The sequence below is a fragment of the Parvularcula sp. IMCC14364 genome, from assembly GCF_030758415.1.
Taxonomy (GTDB): domain Bacteria; phylum Pseudomonadota; class Alphaproteobacteria; order Caulobacterales; family Parvularculaceae; genus Aquisalinus.
Genome location: NZ_CP132334.1, coordinates 330,536 through 347,908, shown reverse-complemented (window position 1 = coordinate 347,908; position 17,373 = coordinate 330,536). Strand labels below are relative to the sequence as shown.

Sequence of the window (17,373 nt, the reverse complement as noted above, 5' to 3'; positions counted from 1 at the left end):
GCACTCCAGGGTGTCGCATCATTGCGCGATAACAGGCAAAACCTGTTCATTGAACAGGCTGAGACAGACCCGCGCCATATAGCCGGATGAGAGGAAGAAAACGATCAGCATCACGGCAATCTTGGGCACGAAAGTGAGAGTCATTTCCTGAATCGAGGTCAAGGCCTGCAACAGGCCCACCACGATACCGATAAACAGGGCCGTGCCCAGAAGCGGCGCAGAGATGAGGGCTGCGGCCCAGAGGAATTCCCGCAATATGCTGAGGACTTCAGTTTCGGTCATTTCACCAGCCTCAGACAGGCATTCTCAGGAGTTCCTGATACGCCTCAATCACCTTGTCCCGGACTGTCACCGCTGTTTCCAGCGCCACTTCAGCCGTTGCCAGTGCTTCCACTACAGAATGCGGGTCAGCTGCGCCCACACTGAGGGCCTTCGCGGTTTCTTCAGCATTGTTGAAGACTTCCGCAAATTCGCTGGCCGCCTTGGCAACGCTTTCAGCGCCGCCAGTTTCGGTCGTGCTTTTGTCAGGTGCTTTGGCAGCATTGTCTGGGGACAATGCCTGCCGGGCCGCTGCGTAATTTTTCAGCGCGGCCAGTGATGCCGGTTCCATATAGGCTCCTCCTATTAACGGCGTAACAGATCAATCAGACTGCCATACATCTCTCTTGCCTGTTTGAACGTCGCAAGGTTGGCTTCGTAACTGCGTCCCGCCTCCCGTGCATCCGCCAATTCCGTCATCATCGTGACATTTGAAAATGTCACATAACCCTGATCATCCGCCAGGGGATGACCGGGATCGAATTCTCTCTCACCCTCGCGCGTATCAAGACTGATCTGTCCGACCTCGACTTCACCGGTCTTGGTGATCCCGTCCACAATGGACTGGAAGGACAACATCTTGCGCTGATAGCCGGGCGTGTCTGCGTTGGAGATATTCTCACTGACGACCTGCAGGCGATATGCCTGGGCGTCCATGCCGCTTGACGCGGCTGACATTGCCTTGGAGAGCGGGTTCATCTGTTATCGCTCCTTCCTACCTAGCGATTGCTGCCGAGGCTGAGCCGCATCAGGTCCAGCGTTTTCTTGTAAACGGCAAGCGCCATGTCATGCTGGCCCTTGGTCTCGGCGGTTTTCAGCATCTGGTCTTCAATGGAAACATTATTGCCGTTGGGCGACTCCACGCCGCCCGAGGCGGCGCGCACAAGATCTGACGTGTTGATCTCGACATCCCTGCCCTGACGTTCTGCTGCCTTGTATAATTCAGCAAAACTCTTCAAATCCTGTGCCTTGTAGCCGGGCGTGTCGGCATTGGCGATGTTACCTGCCAACACCTCATGCCGCTTGGCCGCATGTTGGGCCATGGCTGAGTAGGTTCGAAGAATATCCAGGTCGGTCGGCACTTCTGTTTACCTTGATTAACGAATAAGTAAAAATTGCATCTATAAGCTGAACAAATGGTTAACAGCCCTTTAAGCCCCGGAACGACGACCCTGCTGGAACGGCAGGCTGGCATGATATCCGGCCAGCCGCGTGTGCGCTATCACGGCACAGTGACGGCCATAAACGGAGACGCGGTGACGATTGCCGGGCTCAGCCATCTGGCAATGCTGGGAGATCAGGTCTCGCTCAGTGGCACGGCGCCCGATGGAGAGATTATTGCTCTTGAGCAGGATGATCTGACAGCCATCCTTTATGACGACCCGCGACAGATCAAGATCGGTTGTTCGATCTTCCTTTCACCGCAACTGAACCCGAAACCGAGCACTGACTGGATCGGGCATGTGCTGAACCACAGGCTGCAGGGCCCCGACGGCCAGGAAATGCCGCAAGGACTGCACGAAGCGCCGTTGAAAGCCAAACCGCCTGCCCCGGCAACACGCAAGCGATTGGGGCGACGACTGAATACTGGCGTTGCGGCGTTCGATACTTTTCTGCCTTTATGTCAGGGACAGCGCATTGGCCTTTTCGCCGGCTCAGGCGTTGGCAAATCCACGCTGCTGGCGGAGCTCGCCAAAAGAACCGATGCGGATATTGTCATCCTTGCCCTGATTGGTGAGCGCGGGCGCGAGGTGCGCAATTTTGTTGAGGATACGCTTGGTGCTGAGGGCATGAAGCGGGCAATCGTGTTCGCCGCCACGTCCGATGATCCGGCCCCGCTAAAAAAACGCACGGCCTATCTCGCCATGGCCACGGCCGAACAATATCGTGACCAGGGCAAGCAGGTTTTACTGCTGTTTGATTCCCTGACCCGCTTTGCCGAAGCGCATCGCGAAGTAGCGCTGGCGGCAGGCGAAGTGCCTTCCTTGCGCGCTTTCCCGCCCTCGACATTTCGGGCAGTCGCCGCGCTAACAGAACGCGCCGGGCCGGGCGCCGAAGGCAATGGCGACATTACAGCCGTCTTCAGTGTGCTGGTCGCCGGCTCCAACATGGAAGAGCCTGTGGCGGACATGGTGCGCGGCATTCTCGACGGGCATGTTATCCTTGAACGCGAAATTGCCGAGCGTGGTCGATATCCCGCGATTGATGTGCGGCGCAGTGTTTCACGCTCCCTGCCGGAGGCAGCGACAGCAGAAGAAAACCAGATACTGGCAGCTGCACGTTCACTGATTTCAGCCTATGAAGAAAATGCGCCATTGATCCGGGCGGGCCTCTATACCGCCGGGGCTGACCCGATGCTGGACGAAGCGGTGCGCCTGTGGCCACAGCTGGATCAATTCATCAGTGTGCTTGATGTGAAAAATGCAGAAGAAAGTTTTGCCGCGCTGAAAGAGATTCTGCTGGGGGCGCCGGCAGATGCAGCACCGGCTGAAAAAGCCAACTCAGCTGTTGGATAACAACAGATTTTGTGCCGCAGATGCGCCAAAGCCAGCCGCATTCTGCAACAGGCTGAGGGCGGCAAAGCCGGGCGTGGTCGCTGACGGGCCGTTTGCAATCTGACTGCGCACGGTAAACAGTTTTATCAGGCTCTCGATATTTTCAGGATTTGAATAGGCTTCCGCAAAGCCAACGCCGAACTGCTTGCGGCTTCTTTCTTCGAAAATTTCCTGCTGCTGATCAATATCAATCTGTGAAAACTCGGTTGGCAGACCAAAAGCTGTCTCAAACACGGCGCGCAAGGGCTGGTCACCCATGACCTGGAACCAGAGGGCTTTTTCCGACAGAACAGACTGGCTATTGCCGCCTGTGGTCGTGGTCACTTCTTCAAGCCGCTCACCCAGTTCCGGCAGGGAAGTTTTGCTCTCCGCCGCAACTGTCAACAAGTTCCCGGAATTGTTCCGTATTGTGATTTCTGCCTGACCCGTCAATGGGTCAGCGGCCAGTGTTGCACTTGCCGTGACCCCGGCAATGCCAAGATCATTGATCAGACTGGTAATGCCCTGGGCAATATCATTCTGGTCTTCGCCATCTCCGGCAATATAAGTCACTGTCTGACCGCCAAGGGAGACCTGATAGGCGAGCGTTCTGTCGAGCCCATCATTGGTGGCAACGACACCTTCTGTAATCGATAAGGTCCGCGACCCGCCAAGGGCCACTGTACCATCATTGGTGATGGCACCGCCGGAAGTATCGGCGATTGAAATACCTTCTTCAAAAGCCGCAGCCACACCAACGATGGTGGAATTGCTGGTTGCCTGCGCTGTAATCTGCAAGGGGACGTTTGATGTATTGGCAAAACTGATACTGGCTGTTTCCGTCGCTGGATCATCGGCGTTTACTGCCGTTGCGGTCAGCCCTGAAATACCGAGGGCATTCACCGCCTCCGCGATGGCATTCGCCACATCATTCTGGGTTTCACCCGGGCGCGCCACAACAGTAACCGTTTCTGATCCAACTGTGACGGCATATCCGGTGGCTTCGCCTGCATTATAGGAACTTGTGAGGGCGCCCGGCTGTAAAGTGAGAGAGGTTTGCCCCCTTAGGCCAATGAACCCGCCACCCGAGATAGCACCCGGCGTATCTGCCTCAACAGTCTCAGTACCGAATATATCCTGTGTCTGCACGGTTGATGTTGTGGTGACCGCTTCCTGTTCGATTCCCCGCGCAGCGATCTCGCCCATCTTACGCTGGAAATTCAGGGACAGGCGCATGTCCTGATCGACTTCACCGACGGCAACTTCAAACTGGGACTGCTTGTACTGATTGATGATTTTATCAACAAAGGCATCATCCGGAGCGAAGCCGCCATTGCCATATGAGAACTCGTTTGCCATGTCCTTGAACTGACTGTTGTTCAGGCGGTTGGCGAATGAGCCCTGCTCGATTGTACCTTCTTCCAGCACCCGGCGCACCAGCGCCTGCTTGTTGATCTCATCCTGAAGACCAAAAGCGCCAAGGGCGACTTTCAACAAGGTACGGTCAGTCACAAGGTCTGCAACATCTGTCGCATTCTTGATATTTTCGCGGAAGTAATCCACTTCGCGCTGAAGTTCAGGGGAGGCATCAAATGCCTCCACCTGACGTTCCTGTGTACGCTGAAGGAACAGCCAGCCGGTATAACCGTTCAGGGGTATGACTGGCTGAAAGACCATCAGGCAACCTCAGACTTCTGCTGTTCAGCATCATCTGCCTGCGGCAAGCGCAGGTTGAGCAACTTTTCCTCAAGCGGAAAAACATGTTTCAGGGAACAGAGAACCGAATAGTAACGCCCGATTTCTGCTGCATTGATGGCTTTTTCAAGCGGTGCCTTGGCGGTATCGCGGAAGACGTTCTGAAGATCCTTGAGGGCCTTTATCAAAACCTCTTTTGCCTCCGCCTCTTCCGAGTCACCTGTCAGGATGAGTTGGGCGATGTAATAAACGCGCTTGACGGGCGTATTCACATCATCCGGGTGCAGTGCATCGCTGAGACGCAAGATACTGGCACCTTCTGTTTCAACCCTGATCTGGGCACGCTTTGGACCATTTTCCAGAACGACACCGTTCACGAGAAAACGCTCACCTGGTTTTATGTTCAATATCAATCCGGGCATCAGGCAGCCTCCCGAATTCTCTGGGATTCTCTTAAACCCGCAATAATCGCCTTGTTGATGTCAATGATGGCATCAACCGTTTCGGTGCCTTCCAGCACTTTCAGCGTATGCTTGCGGATGAATTCACCCAGATTGAAAATTTGAGCCCGAAGCTCCAGCGGCAACTGGTTATCATCACCTGCCACATCCGCCATGACGGTTGTCCAGAGCTGGACATTTTCGTGCATGGCTTCAGCAAGTTTGGTGAAACCACCAACCGCTTTCGGGTCAACACTGCTCAGTTTTGATGTAACAGACGTGAAGACGCGCAGTTCAATGTCCTTGTCTGTACCGGTTTCTCGGGTTGTTGTCCGGTATCCCGCTTGTGCCTGTAGCTGATTAAGCATTGGCTATCTCCTTGTTCAGAGGAATTCAGGAACGGGGGTTAGCCCGTCCGTCCTTCGCGGGTTTACTGGAACAGCGCCAAGAGCTGCTGTGGCTGCTGGTTGGCGATCGACAGGGCCTGAACACCAAGCTGCTGCTGGACCTGCAGGGACTGCAAGCGGGCAGAAGCCTCTTCGATGTCAGCATCGACAAGGGCACCAATACCTTCCGTCAACGCATCTGTCAGTTGCTGTACGAACTCTACCTGGTTATCAATACGTTTCTGGGCGGAACCGAAGGCCGCAGACGCATCAATCGCCGTTTGCAGCAGCACTTCAATATCATCAAGCGCAGCACTGGCTGTGACGTTGGATGTTACCACATCAACGTCACTGATACCGGCCAGACCACCGCCAGCTGTACTGGCGTCACCACTGGTCGTGGTGACGGTGATTGCACCGCCGGAATTGTTATTGATTGTGAAGGTCACATCCGTGCTTGTCGGATCCGCCACTTCGGTCAGGTCAACCGTGATGCCTGTCAGACCAAGCGCATCAATCGCTGACTTGAGATTGCGGGCCACATCATTTTGTGTATCGCCTTCACGTGCAGCAAAAGTGACTGTTTCCGTACCAACCTGCACCGTGTACCCGGAGGTCGCACCTGCAGTATTGGACGTCACCAGCGCCCCTTGCGTCAGGGTGATGGTCTGGGCGGCGCCATCATTGACAGATTGCGCTGTAAGCGCCGTAATGGCACCCGCCCCAGCGATTGTCGTACCGGCAACCGTTGCGTTGGCAGACTGCAAATTCTGTCTGTTCACGGTAATACTGGATGCGGAAACATTCTGGTTTGCATCCCTGTCAAGGGACGAGAGAACGGACACATTGCCGCCTCCTACCAGCAGGTTCTGGCCATTAAACTGGGCCGCCGACACAACGGACTGAACCTGCAGGGTCAATTCATCAATGTCTGTCTGGATTTTGGAGCGGTCAACATTCTCTTCCTGTGCAGAAACGATGAGTCCTTTCATATCCTGCAGTAGGCTTGTGACATTCTCCGCCGCCGCTCGGGCGACACCCACCGTGGAAGATCCCAGATTCAGTGAATCAGAAATCTGCTTGAAGCTGTCCACGTCTGTCTGCATGACAGTCGAAATCGCAAAGATAGAAGCACTATCTTTGGCGTTGGCAACTTTTTTTCCGGTGGAGATTTGCGATTGGACATCCTGAAGATCTCTATTGATGCCACGCAGAGTTTCCAGTGCTACCATAGCACTGCTGTTAGTAAGAATACTAGACATAGGTCTTTCCTTTTGGGTGCGCAATCCAGCGCGTTTTTTGAAAGTGTCTGCCCGCGTTTTGCGGTCAGACGGCGTCACCTAAGTCTTCCTGACGAGTTGAGGTTCTACTCAACAGCAACCAATCCTAGCTGCATCCCGAAACCATGGCACACAAATCAATAATTTAGAGTTAACCCGAAAAATTGAGAGAAAAAAATTTTGCAACCTACCCGCGCAAGCGCGAATACGTCTGTAGGCCGCATGAAAAAAGGAGCGGCAGAACCGCTCCTTTTCAGTCTTGGAAGAAAATTTATTATTGTTCTTAGTTGAACAGCGCCAAAAGCTGGGCTGGCTGCTGGTTGGCAATAGACAGGGCCTGAATACCAAGCTGCTGCTGAACCTGCAGAGACTGCAAGCGGGCAGATGCTTCTTCGATGTCAGCGTCTACGAGTGCGCCGATACCGTCTGTCAGGGAATCTGTCAGCTGGCTAACAAACTCGATCTGGTTATCGATACGCTTCTGGGATGAACCAAAAGCTGACGCAGAGTCGATTGCTGTCTGCAACAAGCCTTCAATATCAGCCAGTGCCTGGTTGGCTGTTGCTGTAGATGTTTCCACATCAATGTCAGCAAGACCAGCAAGGCCGCCACCAGCTGTAGAGGCATCGCCACTGACAGTTGTTACGGTGATACCGCCACCAGAATCGTTGTTGATCGTGAATGTTACATCCGTAGATGTTGGATCAGCAACTTCTGTCAGGTCAACAGTGATACCTGTGAGGCCCAATGCATCGATTGAGTTTTTCAGGTTGCGAGCAACATCGTTCTGTGTGTCACCTTCACGCGCAGCGAATGAAACTGTTTCAGTACCAATCTGTACTGAGTAGCCAGATGTGGCGCCAGCCGTGTTGGAAGCAACCAGTGTGCCTTGTGTCAATGTCACTGTCTGCGCTGCGCCGTCAGCAACAGCCTGGGCAGACAGGGCAGTGATGGCACCAGCACCAGCGATTGTCGTACCGGCAACAGTTGCGTTGGCACTTTCAAGGTTCTGACGGTTCACGCTAATGCTTGAAGTAGAAACATTCTGGGTTGAATCACGGTCAAGAGAAGACAGAATCTGAATGTTACCACCGCCTTGCAGCAGGTTCTGGCCGTTGAACTGGGCTGCGTTCACAACAGAATTGATCTGTGTAACAAGCTCATCAACGTCAGTCTGGATCTTGGAACGGTCAACGTTCTCTTCCTGCGCAGAAACGATGAGTTCTTTCATGTCCTGCAGGAGAGAAGTCACGTTTTCAGCAGCCGCACGGGCAACACCAACAGTCGACGAACCAAGGTTCAAAGAGTCAGAAATCTGCTTGAAGCTGGCAACATCTGCCTGCATCACGGTTGAAATCGCGAAGATAGACGCGCTGTCTTTCGCGTTGGCGACTTTTTTACCAGTTGAAATCTGTGACTGAACTTCGTTCAGACCACGGTTAATACCCCGAAGGGTTTCCAGCGCAACCATGGCGCTGCTATTTGTCAAAATACTGGACATCAGCTTTCCTTAAAGAATGGGATAGCGTTTGCGTACTGGAAGCACGCATGCGTATCGGTTGATTTGTCGGGATTGTTCTTAGGAGTGTCGTCCTGACAGACCGAGCATCCTCTCGGTCATCACCATTCTGGTGAGCTTATAAATAGCACCGTAAGATGAAGGGCCTAACAAGCCGTAAATCTCAGACAGTTTTTCCGGATAAAAGCGGGTTTTCTTCCAGGCAGACCGCCTGGCCATTGCGGCCGTAAACACCCACGCTCACTTCCTGCTGTTGCAGGCGCGCCAGTTTTGCCTGGGCAGCGCGTGAGCCATTGAACATGCTCTTGAGCAGAATACCGTTTTCGTTGGAGAGTTTGTCCAGCCTGATCATCAGCGGGCCAATGGCAGCTTTTTCCTCATCGGAAGAGATCGCCTGCAAGCTGGCCTCAAGCTGTTTGATAGCCTCAAGTTTAAGGGCGCTGTGGTCCTGCAAGCCTGAAAGCTCGCCGTTGCGCAGCATGGCCGTTTCACTTTCCAGAAGGACAATAAGGTTTTTTATCTGCTCGCTGCAGCGCTGGACCGTATTCATGTTCAGTTTCCACCCTGCTCTTCATATTTGGCCAGCTGCTCATAGATATTGTCAGCAATGCCGAAGCCGCCCTGATCTGCAATGCGTGTTGAGAGCTGATCTATATAGAAGACAGAAAACGCATCCGTCCCCTGCCCGCCTGCACTTTGCAAGGCCTTTGGCAAGCCACTGTGTTTCAGCATCTGGGATATGAAACTCGCTTCGAACTTTTGCGCCATGGCCCTCAGATCTGCATCCTCGGGTTTGTCCGTGGCAGATGTCTGCGTGGCTGACTGCCTGTCAGCAGGCTGAATGTTCAATCCTGGTACAATAGTGTTCATTTCAGAACACCTCCTTCGCGAATCTTACCCAAAGCCTAACGCGCACACGTAAAGGATTGGTAAACCATTTTTGTCCTATGTATGGTTGCAGGAGTGTTAGGATGACACAGATTTTTGCTTTGCTGGCCGGCACGGGCACCCGTGCACCAGCGATGGATCAGGACGATCCAGCCAAGTTTTCAAGTCTCTTCTCCCCCGAGACCGCCGGGGATGAGAAAACCTTTCCCACATTTTTTACTGAAATGACGGCATCGGAAGATAGTGCTTCCGGTAAGGCCGCGCCGGACAGTGTGGCTGAAGATGCCGCCAGCACCCGGACAGGGCCCGCAATAGATAACAGCGCCCGTGACACTGACGATACCACGCCTGTGCGCTTTCTGGCGGGGATCGAGCCTCTTGAGCAAAGCGATGCTTTACCTGTTGGTATTACGACGGCACTCCCATCTGTTGATCAGGCTCCTGTTGATCCGGCCCCTGTTAATCAGGACGGTGCGGGTGCCATCGCCGCGACACCGACAGCTCTGCCAGCTTCCCCGCTGGCGATTCTGAGCGCCCCGACAGGTGTGGCCGCCGGCGGACCTGAAGGGCCGATCCGCAGCGATGTCGCTGTGCCAATACAAAACGCCCCTGTCAGCATTTCAGCCTTACCGACACGCGGCGTGCTAGCGGTTAACCCGATACAGTCTGCTGACGGCAAGCCTGCTGATCTCCCGGAATTGCCGGGCGTGCCTGCGCTCGTGACGCAGATGACGGGCGTTGCCCCGGACGGTGAGAGCCCCGTGATGGCAAACCCGGTGATCACGAATCCTGTTGAAACAGTTGCACAGGCCGTTGAAGCCAGCGCCAGGCCGGTTGAGGTAAGCGCCAGAGCAGCTGAGCTGCCAACTGTCAGCGTTGTGGCTGCCGCTGGCAACCGGGATGCTGTTGCTGTGGCAAGTAACGTGCCTGTACTGAGCGTTACACCTTTACCTGCGGACCTATCCCTGAATATTGATGAATCAGAACAGCCCTTTACTGAAATCGTCAGACTGGTGCGGGAGAAGCTGGATCTGGCTGATATTCTGCCGCAGGCAAGTGTCAGCGATGCCACAAAGCTGAAAGTCGGCCCCGTCGCTGGTTTCATCGAAACAGCGACAACAACGACAGCGCCATTACTGACCGGTCAGGCGCAGGGTGCAGCCACAACGGCACCTCTGGCCGCACCAGCAGCAACGTTATCCACACAACCGCCTGCCTTTGCAGCACAGAGCCCTGTGCAGCAAGTCGCAAGCGCCATCGTTAATGTGGCCGCCAAAGGCGACCGCATGGAAGTCATGCTGGACCCGCCCGAACTTGGCCGCGTCTACATTGACTTCAATTTCACCGCAGACCGCAGCGTCAGCGCTGTGATCAGCGCCGACGTCGCTGACACCAGCACCCTCATGCGCCGGGCGGTTGATAATCTGATGCAGGAACTGAACAATGCCGGCTTTGACAATGTCGATCTGAGCTTCGCAGAACACGCCGAGCGCCAGTTCTCTGATGAGCGGCCGCAGGAAGGGTCATCCTTCAATTATGCGGCCGCTATGGAAACTGTCTCTTACGAAGCCCGCACGGAAACACCCACCCTGCTGTCTGTCCTCGGATCGGACAGCCTTGATCTCAGATTATAGAGAGCGCCCACAATGGATCCAATCAATACACAGACGACTGGTACGCAAGGAACACTTGCCGCAGATAACAGCCTGTTCCAGACGGACGATGTGGGCGAGCAGTTCGATACCTTTCTGAACCTGCTGGTGGCCCAGATTAAAAACCAGGATCCCCTTTCGCCACTTGATTCCACACAGTTTGTCGAACAGCTCGCGACATTTACCAGCCTGGAACAACAGGCAGAGAGCAACAATACGCTCACTTTCCTTGCGAGCCTCACAGACGAGTTTTTTGGCCTCGCGGCGGCTCAATGGATCGGGCAGACGGTAGAAGTTGAAAGCTCTTTCGTGCCTTATTCGGGTGAAGCCGTGAATTACACGGCAGATATTCCTGAAGATGCTGATACGGTCATCTTTGTTGTGCATGACCGTAATGGCCAGGCGATCTACAGCGAACAGATCGACCCTTCCGACAATAGCTGGAGCTGGGATGGCACACTTTCTGACGGGACGCAGGCGAATACTGACGTATATGGTGCCAGTATTGAGCTATATGCCGGTGATCAGTTTCTCGGGCATATCGCCCCAAGCCTGATTACACAGGTTACAGAGGCCACGGTTGAAGACGGTGAATTGCGTCTTGGTTTTGAAAACCGCCTTTCGGAATTCGCCAAGAATGTCCGCAAGCCATAAGCGCTGACAAAAGCGTTATTGCTCCTGACGGGCGAAATCCAGAATCAGAACACTGATGATTTCATCCTTGACTGTGCGGGCTGCCCGCAACAGCGCTTTCTGGATCTCGTCATATCTTTCCGGGTCCGTCAACTGGCCTGTAAAATAGCCTTCATTGGACAGCGCCAGTAACTCGCGCATCAGGGCGTCGCGGAATTTAGGCTCCATTGAAAACATGCCATCCGCATCGCCCTGTTCCATTTCCAGATTCAGGTCAAGAATGACCAGCGCCTGTACGCGACCAGACTGCATGACCGGGACAACAAACTGGCGGCTGAAGTTAAAGTAGTAGTTTCCGGCTGTCTGCTTGGCGTCATAGTCACCACCATGATCATCATCCCCTTTGCCATTATCATCTGCGTGATCGCCTTTGCCGGAGCCGCCATGGTCGCCGCCTTCATGGGAGGTGGAAACGGGAGATGGCCGCAGCATGTCAGCGGCGAACACACCGCCAACCACAAAGACCAGCATCAAAACGGCAGGGATGATTTTCTTGATCATCTGAAGTCTCCTAGAATGGTATCACAGCATTCAGAAAGCGGTTGCCGGATTTCGGGGCGACCGTGCGCGTCACCTGCCCCTTGCCACCATAGGCAATACGCGCCTCTGCAATCTTGTCATAGGTAATGATGTTCTGGCGTGAGATATCTTCCGGCCGGACAATGCCCGTGACCTGAAGCTGACGGGCCTCGTAATTGACGCTGATCTCCTGCGTGCCGGCCACCACCAGATGGCCATTGGGCAGCACATCCACCACGCGGGCAGCAAGGCGAAGAGTTATCTCTTCCTGACGACTGATATTGCCATTGCCGGTTGTTGCGCGTGTTCTGTCCAGGTTGACTCCCGGGTTCAGATCAGCACCGCCCGGCAACACATTATTCGCCCATTCTGGCAGGCCGAAGAGATCATTGACGCTGAACTGCTCATTGTTGGTGCGGTTGGCCGTTACGGAATTCTGGATTTGCGCTTCGTCATCAATGTTGACAACAACCGTCAGTATATCCCCCATCGTCTTGGCGCGTCGATCGCCAAACAAAGAAGAAGGCCCGCTTTTCCACAGGGAAGCAGTGGTTTGTGGTTGCTGTGGCGGCGTAACTGCCATGGCGCTTTCCCGCAACGGTGCAAGACCAGTGTTCTGCTCATAGATATCCAGTTTCTTGCCAGAGGAACTGCAAGCAGCCGCAAAGATGGCCAGCAACCCAAGACAGGTGCAGACACGCATGATTTTTTGCCCGTTTATCATTGTACGATCACCCTGTCTGGTCCGGCAACGATGCCCTTGACCCTGACTTTTGAGTCCACATTCATGATATCCACGATGTCCCCTTGCGCGCCTTCACTGAGCGCGCGCCCATAGGTCGTGATTGTCAGGCCGCCCATTTTGTAACTGAGGGTGACCATGCGATTGCGCTTGACCAGCAAGGGCGGTTCAACATTCGCCAAGGTGAGCGTGTGGCCAGCATAAACAGTACGGCTGGTCTGCATACCCACAAATTGCTGGCGCACAGCTTCGCTATGCTCATGATTTTGCGCGACGACATTGATGTCGCCCGGCCCGATGACCGTGCCGCGCATTAGCGTGTTAACCGCCGTCACTTCTGCCGCCGTCGCAGCACAAAACAGAGCGGTAATGATAAAGGAGCCAAGAGCAGAAAAAACAATACGCATCTATCTGATCCTTGTTGTTGCGGCGAGCATTTCGTCAGCAGCCGTGATGACTTTCGAGTTCAGCTCATAGCCACGCTGCGCCTCAATCAGCTCAGAGATTTCTTCGACGACATCAACACCGGACTCCTCCAGAAAGCCCTGTCGCATCAGGCCAACGCCGTCCGTGCCGGGGGCATTGGTGATCGGTGTTCCGGATGCGGATGTCTCGCGGAAAAGATTACCGCCAAGCGCTTCAAGCCCTTTGATATTAGTAAAGATGGTCAGGTTGATATTACCCAGTGCCTGAGGCGCTGGCTGGTCGTCAAAGACAGCACTGACAACGCCATCATTACTGATCGTCACCTGACGGGCGTCATCCGGGATGGTGATATTGTCGGCGAGTGCAAAACCATCCGCGTTGACCATCAGGCCCTCGGCACTACGGTTGAACTTCCCGTCCCGTGTGTATGCGGAATCGCCTGATGGCAGGGTGATTTCAAAGAAGCCTCGGCCCTCAATCGCAAGATCAAGCTCCGCTCCCGTCTGGCGCAGGCCACCTTGTATGAACTCGAGGGAAACGGCCGAAGGGCGCACGCCCATGCCGATCTGGATCCCGGCGGGCACAATCGTACCGCTCTCCGAAGACAGCGAGCCGGGTGGCAATTCCTGTTGATAGATCAGATCCGCAAACTGAGCGGTACGCGGCGCATAGGCCGTTGTGCTCATATTGGCGATATTGTTCGAGATGACATCCACGCGGGTCTGCTGCGCAGCCATCCCGGTGGCAGCGATTTTCAAGGCGTTCATGTATCGTCCCTCCTAGACTTTACGTTTCACCCTTACGGTCTACTGACCGTCTGGATTACCTGACTGATCCTTTCGTCTTCCTGTTCGAAAATTTTCTGACCAGTCTCATAATTGCGCTGAACTTCTATCAGCCGTGCAATTTCACTTACCGGGTTCACATTCGATGACTCGATGAACCCCTGTAGAATTATTGTTTCCTCAACCGGCTGATAGCCGCCCTCTGCCCGCCAGAGGTTTGATCCCTCACGGACAAGATTTTCCGGTGCCGCTGTGACAACGCCGATCTTGCCAAGCGGATTGCCATCCGCGCTGATCGTGCCGTCGCCTGCGATGGCAACCTGCGTGACTTCTGGCGGGATCTGTATTTCGCCGCCCGCATCATCGAGCACACTGAAGCCATCCGGATTCACCAGCGTGCCTTCTGCTGTCGTCATGAAATGACCGGCACGGCTGAGTTTTTCGCCGCCGGGTGTACCGATCAGAAAAAACCCTTCACCCTGAATGGCAACATCATAAGTGCCGCCCGTCTTGGCCATCTCCCCTTGTGAGAGGTCGGGGAAGTGAGCGCCGAGACGTCCCATGGAAATACTTGGATCATCGCGCCCGACCGCTGCAATATACTCCGTAAAAAGCGCACCTTCGCGCTTGTACCCAGCAGTGTCAGCATTGGCGATGTTATTGGCAATAGTGTTCAACTCTTTCAGAAGACCTGCCTGCCGCGAGAGAGATACATAACCGGGATTATCCACGTGTCAGGAGCCCTTCCAGTTTCTTGCGCTCATCCGGGTAGGATGTGTACAGGTTTTCAATATCCAGAATGTCTGCGGAGTCTTCCAATACGTGAAATCCGCCCTGCTCTCCGGCCATGTAAGCGGCAAGATTATAGCGCTGATTATTTTCCTCAGAAGCGTCTGCCAGAAGCGTCTCGGCATAAAGGTCGCGGGCCTGTGCCCACAATCCCGCATTCCAGGCGATGTCTGCTGCCTTCAAGATGTTTTCCTGCGTCTGCGGCAGGCGACCCAGCGCGGCCAACGCATCATTCGCGTCGTCACGCATCAGGGCAGCTTCAAGACTTATCTGGTCAAACGACGCATCGCCTTCATGCAGTGAGCTGAGGGACCAGGCACGTTCAGCATTGCCCCGCAGCAAGGCAGAATGTGCCCGCAACAGATCAATATCGCGTTGGGTATCCTCGGTGGACTGATCTTCCAGAAAGATGTCCGTCAGATGGGGCAAGTATAACGCAATCGCCTTGCGTGATGCCTGCAGGCGCAGTGCCGCATCATCCTTGACGCCAACATAAAACTCGAAATTCTCTGTGTAATGCCGGATATCGCTGAGATTGCGCTCGGTATCATCCTGATTCAGATATTTCAGGAGATAGCTGCCAACCACATCGCGCGCGCGCTTTCTGGTTTCCGCATCATCTGTAAAGTCCTGCGCGGTTGCAGAAACAGCCTGCGGAAATGCACCCTCTTCTGCCAGAAACCTGACATTCATCAGCCGGGCCTGCGCACTCGCGGCGGACCCTCTGAACTGCGTTGAAATGAAGTCAAGGTCTTGGCTGTATTCTGCATACGGCTCACTCTCGCTGGCCTGTCCAAGCGCAAGTAACGCCTTGGCCTGCAGCGGATGTGGTTGCTGTGCGACCTGTTGTAACTGGCCGTAAGCCTCGGCCTCACCAAGACTCGTGTCGATCAGGGATTCAAGAAAGATGATTGCCGGATCATCCTTGCGATCCAGCTTTTTTGTCTTGTCAAGCAATTCCTTGGCCAGGGCATAGTCGCCCTGCTCTGCCGCCAGAATGCCAAGTTGAGTGGCGAAAGAAAATAACAACTCAGGGGGTAACTCTGTAATCAGGTAAAGGTAATCACGGGTGTATTGCAGCGCCAGATCCGGCTCCGAATTCATATAGGCTGCGGCAACCCAGAGGCTAGCAGACTCTTCACACGGAATATAGGCAGCAATTTCTTCAGCATGGTCAGCACGGCCCGTTGACAGAATATGCGCCAGTTTGACTGACAGCTCTATCTCATCAGTGGAAATTGCATCAGACAGGCCGATAACTTCCTCTGGCAAGGCAACAGCAAGATATGTGCGGGCAAGCTCCTCTGCCACTTCCGGGATGAAATTACCCTTGATGGAGGTAAGCTGTGTCCGCAGCGCGAAGATATCGTCATAGGTGACGTCTTCATTATAATCATCAAAGGCAAAAACGTCGGCCAGTTCGCAGGTGGTTCTTGTTGGCGTCGGGCGAACACCCTTCTCGACGCGCAAAAGGCTTGAATCGCCGGTGGCGGACGTCTCTTCTGCGGCTCCGGTATTGGTTTTTGTTGCAGACAGCTCAGCTGCTTCTTCGCCGGCTTGCTCTGCGTCTGCGCTTTCATCCTCAGCCTGACTTTTCAGGGAGATATAGCCGCTGGCTGCGGCTCTTTCGATGACACGCTGTAACTCTTCCTTTGTGCTGTTCGCCTCATCTTCTTCAGGCTCTGCCTGAACGGGCGATGCCATCAGCAATCCGGCTGTGGCAAGGGCAGCACATATGGCCGCGCGTGGGATCATGCTGCTTTCCTGAGTGCCTTTAATGCTTCTTCCATTTCGCCAAAGCTCGGGCGGTTGCGCTTTGGCGCATTTCGTCGCGCCACTTCGACGCAAATACTTGTAGGGTTCTTATGCAGGCTGGAAACCAGCATCTCGCGTATCAAGGAGTAGAAATAATGCTCTTCCTCGCGTACCGCTTTCGCCTTGGCCGCGAATGGCCCAACAATACCGTAGGCCAGGAACACACCGAGGAACGTGCCAACCAGCGCGCCACCAATCATCTTGCCCAGAACTTCAGGCGGCTTGTCGATAGACGCCATGGTCTTGATCACACCCAGAACGGCCGCAACAATACCCAGCGCGGGCAAGGCGTCTGCCATATTCTGCAAGGCATGTGATCCGTGCAAGGAATCTTCCGCCATACTGTCCAGTTGTTTTTCCAGCAGTTCTTCGACCTGATAAACATTGTCGAAGTTCATGATCATTGAACGGATCGTGTCGCAGATAATTTCGACCGCCGCTTTATCGCCCTGAATTTTGGGATACCGTGAGAATAGGTCTGATTCTGCCGGATTTTCGATATGTGTTTCAATATCTACGGGGTTTTCACGCGCGATGCGCACCAGTTCATGCATCAGGCACAGCAAATCAGCGTAGTCTGACTTTTTCCATTTCGGTCCCTTGAAGACGGCAACAAGGTCAGAAATAGTATGTTTGATTGTCGGCATGTCATTGGCGGCAAAGAAGGCACCGATGGCTGCCCCACCGATCATCATCATCTCAAACGGGAGAGATGCGAGGATAATGGTCATCTTCCCGCCGGCCAGAATATAGCCACCGAAAACCATGACCATAGTGATAACAAGTCCGATGATCGCGTTCATATTTGAAGGCGTATCCTACTTTAGGTTTATAATTGGTAAACACCCGGCCAGAGGGCTTGTATGACAAGGCACAGAGCGCGATGCGCCCT

21 protein-coding genes are annotated in these 17,373 nt (G+C 54.2%); 3 read left to right on the top strand and 18 right to left on the bottom strand.

All coding sequences use genetic code 11. The features are described 5' to 3' along the window. Positions 1-18: 18 nt before the first annotated feature. The 4 genes from RAL90_RS01665 to RAL90_RS01650 are packed head-to-tail and all read right to left on the bottom strand — an operon-like array spanning position 19 to position 1,400. On the bottom strand, positions 19-282 hold the full coding sequence (locus RAL90_RS01665; RefSeq protein WP_306252797.1) for a flagellar biosynthetic protein FliQ: 264 nt from the start codon (positions 280-282) through the stop codon (positions 19-21). Between the two features lie 10 nt (positions 283-292). After that, positions 293-610, bottom strand: a complete 318-nt coding sequence (locus tag RAL90_RS01660) for a flagellar hook-basal body complex protein FliE (protein ID WP_306252796.1) — start codon at positions 608-610, stop codon at positions 293-295. Positions 611-624: 14 nt separating this feature from the next. Then, positions 625-1,017 carry a flagellar basal body rod protein FlgC gene (gene flgC / locus RAL90_RS01655; protein WP_306252795.1) on the bottom strand — a complete coding sequence of 131 codons (393 nt, stop codon included), beginning with the start codon at positions 1,015-1,017 and terminating at the stop codon, positions 625-627. 20 nt (positions 1,018-1,037) lie between these two features. Beyond that, on the bottom strand, positions 1,038-1,400 hold the full coding sequence (locus tag RAL90_RS01650; RefSeq protein ID WP_306252794.1) for a FlgB family protein: 363 nt from the start codon (positions 1,398-1,400) through the stop codon (positions 1,038-1,040). A 54-nt stretch (positions 1,401-1,454) separates the two neighbouring features. Here RAL90_RS01650 and RAL90_RS01645 point away from each other — a divergent pair, with 54 nt between their 5' ends. Further along, positions 1,455-2,834, top strand: a complete 1,380-nt coding sequence (locus RAL90_RS01645; RefSeq protein ID WP_306252793.1) for a FliI/YscN family ATPase — start codon at positions 1,455-1,457, stop codon at positions 2,832-2,834. Here the strand turns inward: RAL90_RS01645 and RAL90_RS01640 are convergent. The 7 genes from RAL90_RS01640 to RAL90_RS01610 form a co-directional block, all read right to left on the bottom strand. Further along, a complete protein-coding gene (locus RAL90_RS01640) occupies positions 2,820-4,529 on the bottom strand; it encodes a DUF1217 domain-containing protein (RefSeq protein WP_306252792.1) in 1,710 nt (569 codons plus the stop codon). The genes RAL90_RS01645 and RAL90_RS01640 overlap by 15 nt on opposite strands. Beyond that, the gene (locus tag RAL90_RS01635; protein WP_306252791.1) at positions 4,529-4,969 is read right to left on the bottom strand and encodes a flagellar biosynthesis repressor FlbT; all 441 of its coding nucleotides are present in this window, start codon (positions 4,967-4,969) and stop codon (positions 4,529-4,531) included. Before RAL90_RS01635 ends, RAL90_RS01640 begins: the two co-directional genes overlap by 1 nt. Next, positions 4,969-5,355, bottom strand: coding sequence for a flagellar biosynthesis regulator FlaF (gene flaF / locus RAL90_RS01630; RefSeq protein WP_306252790.1), 387 nt, complete (start codon positions 5,353-5,355; stop codon positions 4,969-4,971). Before flaF ends, RAL90_RS01635 begins: the two co-directional genes overlap by 1 nt. Before the next feature lie 62 nt (positions 5,356-5,417). Beyond that, complete coding sequence (locus RAL90_RS01625; RefSeq protein WP_306252789.1) at positions 5,418-6,635, bottom strand: flagellin; 1,218 nt, start codon at positions 6,633-6,635, stop codon at positions 5,418-5,420. A 301-nt stretch (positions 6,636-6,936) separates the two neighbouring features. After that, complete coding sequence (locus RAL90_RS01620) at positions 6,937-8,154, bottom strand: flagellin (protein WP_306252788.1); 1,218 nt, start codon at positions 8,152-8,154, stop codon at positions 6,937-6,939. A gap of 181 nt (positions 8,155-8,335) precedes the next feature. After that, on the bottom strand, positions 8,336-8,722 hold the full coding sequence (locus RAL90_RS01615; protein WP_306252787.1) for a hypothetical protein: 387 nt from the start codon (positions 8,720-8,722) through the stop codon (positions 8,336-8,338). A gap of 2 nt (positions 8,723-8,724) precedes the next feature. Then, complete coding sequence (locus RAL90_RS01610) at positions 8,725-9,042, bottom strand: rod-binding protein (RefSeq protein ID WP_306252786.1); 318 nt, start codon at positions 9,040-9,042, stop codon at positions 8,725-8,727. Positions 9,043-9,143: 101 nt separating this feature from the next. Between RAL90_RS01610 and RAL90_RS01605 the strand changes: the two genes are divergently transcribed. Beyond that, positions 9,144-10,694: a flagellar hook-length control protein FliK gene (locus RAL90_RS01605; protein ID WP_306252785.1), complete on the top strand. Its 1,551-nt coding sequence runs from the start codon at positions 9,144-9,146 to the stop codon at positions 10,692-10,694. A 12-nt stretch (positions 10,695-10,706) separates the two neighbouring features. Continuing rightward, the gene (locus tag RAL90_RS01600; protein WP_306252784.1) at positions 10,707-11,366 is read left to right on the top strand and encodes a flagellar hook assembly protein FlgD; all 660 of its coding nucleotides are present in this window, start codon (positions 10,707-10,709) and stop codon (positions 11,364-11,366) included. 15 nt (positions 11,367-11,381) lie between these two features. Here RAL90_RS01600 and RAL90_RS01595 read toward each other — a convergent pair whose 3' ends face one another. From RAL90_RS01595 to motA, 7 genes are read right to left on the bottom strand one after another with little or no spacing between them, the layout of a single operon-like run. Beyond that, positions 11,382-11,906 (bottom strand): hypothetical protein, encoded by a 525-nt coding sequence (locus RAL90_RS01595; protein WP_306252783.1) that lies wholly within the window; start codon positions 11,904-11,906, stop codon positions 11,382-11,384. A gap of 10 nt (positions 11,907-11,916) precedes the next feature. Continuing rightward, on the bottom strand, positions 11,917-12,648 hold the full coding sequence (locus tag RAL90_RS01590) for a flagellar basal body L-ring protein FlgH (protein ID WP_306252782.1): 732 nt from the start codon (positions 12,646-12,648) through the stop codon (positions 11,917-11,919). Next, the gene (gene flgA, locus RAL90_RS01585) at positions 12,645-13,073 is read right to left on the bottom strand and encodes a flagellar basal body P-ring formation chaperone FlgA (protein WP_306252781.1); all 429 of its coding nucleotides are present in this window, start codon (positions 13,071-13,073) and stop codon (positions 12,645-12,647) included. The genes RAL90_RS01590 and flgA overlap by 4 nt, the downstream gene beginning before the upstream one ends. Then, positions 13,074-13,859, bottom strand: a complete 786-nt coding sequence (gene flgG / locus RAL90_RS01580) for a flagellar basal-body rod protein FlgG (protein ID WP_306252780.1) — start codon at positions 13,857-13,859, stop codon at positions 13,074-13,076. Positions 13,860-13,891: 32 nt separating this feature from the next. Next, positions 13,892-14,608: a flagellar hook-basal body complex protein gene (locus RAL90_RS01575; protein ID WP_306252779.1), complete on the bottom strand. Its 717-nt coding sequence runs from the start codon at positions 14,606-14,608 to the stop codon at positions 13,892-13,894. Then, on the bottom strand, positions 14,601-16,421 hold the full coding sequence (locus RAL90_RS01570; RefSeq protein ID WP_306252778.1) for a hypothetical protein: 1,821 nt from the start codon (positions 16,419-16,421) through the stop codon (positions 14,601-14,603). Before RAL90_RS01570 ends, RAL90_RS01575 begins: the two co-directional genes overlap by 8 nt. Beyond that, complete coding sequence (gene motA / locus RAL90_RS01565; RefSeq protein WP_306252777.1) at positions 16,418-17,284, bottom strand: flagellar motor stator protein MotA; 867 nt, start codon at positions 17,282-17,284, stop codon at positions 16,418-16,420. Before motA ends, RAL90_RS01570 begins: the two co-directional genes overlap by 4 nt. Positions 17,285-17,373: the final 89 nt, after the last annotated feature.